Annotated in this window: 1 protein-coding gene; it reads right to left on the reverse strand. The window is 58.7% G+C overall.

From position 1 onward, the window contains the following. Positions 1-14: 14 nt before the first annotated feature. Positions 15-1,177 (reverse strand): IS3 family transposase gene (locus CXY73_RS00040; protein ID WP_104176383.1). Its coding sequence is split into 2 segments (ribosomal slippage): positions 15-904 and positions 904-1,177, totalling 1,164 coding nucleotides; the frame shifts between segments, so codons are not numbered across the junction. Positions 1,178-1,247 lie beyond the last annotated feature (70 nt).

The raw sequence follows: 1,247 nt of genomic DNA on the forward strand, positions 1-1,247 counted from the left end.
AGTTGACACTTCATTTAGGCCGCGAGTGAGGCCGGTTGGTCCATTATTTCAAACTCGATCGGCGTCAGGCGACCGAGTCGACGTTGGCGTCGTTTACGGTGATAACTTCCCTCGATCCAGAGCACGATCGCGAGGCGAAGTTGCTGCTTCGTTGACCACCGGTGCCGGTTCAGCACGTTCTTTTGCAACAGAGCAAAAAACGATTCCATCGCCGCGTTATCCGCGCACGCGCCGACTCTGCCCATCGAGCCTTTCATCCCGTTATCGGCCAATGTCTTCACGAACGCTCGGGAACGAAATTGCGATCCACGATCCGAGTGCACAATGGTGCCCGCGTGTGGTCGAGCCTTGATCGCGTAGTTCAGCGCGGCCACCGCCAGGCTTGCTTTCATCCGGTCATCGATGGAATAACCAACGATTTTGTTCGATCGCACGTCCTTGATCGCGCAAAGATAAAGTTTGCCCTCGTCAGTCCAATGCTCGGTGACATCAGTCAGCCACAGCTGATTCAGCCGTGTCGCGGTGAGCACCCGTTCCACTAAGTCATCGTGCACAGGCGGGCCGGCCTTCCGGTTCAGACCCCGTTTCTTGGAGAAGCTCGACCACAACCGCTGCTGGGAGCAGAGCCGCCACACCCGCCGCTCCGACGCAGTAATACCCAGCGCGGGCAACTCGTCGGAAATGAACCGGTAGCCGTAAGCAGGGTCTTCGGCATGCAGATCGACAGCAGCGTTCGTCACGTGCGCATCGGACCAGTCCCGATCCGTGACCGGGTTTTTCATCCAGGCATAAAAGCCCTGAGTGGAGAAGCGCAATACCCGGCAGGCCACCGCGACAGGCACCCGAATACGGGCGTCTTTCGCAGCAAGGTCACGGACCAGCGGGTACATCATTTTGGGTTGATCTCCCGAGAGAGGTATCCCACCGCCCGCCGCATGACTTCCGCTTCTTGCTCCAACAGCTTGTTACGCCGACGCAGCTCCCGCAACTCGGACATGTCCGCCTGGCTCAGGCTGGGCCGCGGACTGTCACCTTTTTCGGCTTTCCGCACCCAGTTCAACAGCGTCGTTTTCGCAACCCCGAGATCCTTCGCGACTTGGGCCAGATGGGCGCCGTTCTCGCGGGTCAACGCGACTGCATCGAGCTTGAATTCGAGCGGGTAGGTCTTTCGGGTCATGGTGTTGATCCTTCCACTGCCGGAACCGAATTCCAGCAAGTCAGGTGTCAACTAAACCTTCAGCAGTCCC

The sequence above is a fragment of the Cryobacterium sp. Y50 genome (genome assembly GCF_002929805.1).
Lineage (GTDB): Bacteria > Actinomycetota > Actinomycetes > Actinomycetales > Microbacteriaceae > Cryobacterium.